This window comes from Bartonella sp. AP58NXGY, from assembly GCF_042195785.1.
Taxonomy (GTDB): Bacteria; Pseudomonadota; Alphaproteobacteria; order Rhizobiales; family Rhizobiaceae; genus Bartonella.
In genome coordinates, this window is sequence record NZ_JBHIOY010000161.1 from 1 (window position 1) to 873 (window position 873).

Below are 873 nucleotides of genomic sequence, written 5' to 3' on the forward strand. Positions count from 1 at the left end.
AATCTATCCCATGATCACGTGCATAATTTAAAAGCATAATTTGGTATTTAGCTGGTATAATTCCGCCTTTACCCTCTCGCTTTTCAAAAGGGTAAGTCCATTTATAAACAGCAGATACATGGCATTGAGAAATCAACGACACGCGTTTTGCACCGCCTAAATACTTTATAATCGTAACTGCTGGAGTAATCATGTAATCCAAAATTTTCTGTCATATATTTACGTATTACGCAAATATAAACAAAATTTTCGTAATACGCAATATTGATTATTTAATAATTTTAAGAGAGAAAAATAAAATGGATTTTCAAAAGTTAATAAAAGTGTGGATTAATGAAAAATTAAATGAAATGGGGCATGGAAGCCGTAAGGCTTTAGGGCAACATTTAGGATTGAGTCCATCATCTATTACACGCTTATTATCGATTGATGACTCTGACTCTAAAGCCTACCGTGATATTACTGCAGAAGAGCTAGTGAATCTACACAGTTTCTTTAAGGAGTATCCTCCGTATCCGGCTTTAAGCAAAATAGATCAAGATTTTTATGATCTATATTCGTCTTGCAATGAAGAAGAACGGAGGGCAACTTTAGCGTTTCTTCATACTTTAATCGAATCAAAAAAGCGATAGTTGCTATTTTTTCTTCATTTGATAATTGTGAAAATTTTCTTTTTGCAATCTTATAGCCTTTCATAAAATCTCCAAATATCTATAAAAAATACACTAATCTAAATAAAATATTCATAAAATAATTTTCGTAATACGGTATTTTTTGTATTGACATTACCGTAAAACGAAAATATGTTCACTCCATATCTTAGAAAATAACTTTTGCCAATAGGCTGTATGGAGGCATTTGTGACAAAACCAG

Annotated in this window: 1 protein-coding gene and 1 pseudogene; one reads left to right on the top strand and one right to left on the bottom strand. The window is 31.5% G+C overall.

Annotation, left to right across the window (positions count from 1 at the left end; all coding sequences use genetic code 11):
- A pseudogene (locus ACFINC_RS10185) lies at positions 1-193 on the bottom strand (hypothetical protein); the annotation flags it as partial.
- Positions 194-299: 106 nt separating this feature from the next.
- On the opposite strand from ACFINC_RS10185, the gene ACFINC_RS10190 reads away from it, so the two are divergent.
- Entirely contained in the window at positions 300-632 is a 333-nt protein-coding gene (locus tag ACFINC_RS10190) for a hypothetical protein (RefSeq protein WP_038473488.1), read from the top strand.
- The last annotated feature ends 241 nt before the right edge of the window (positions 633-873 follow it).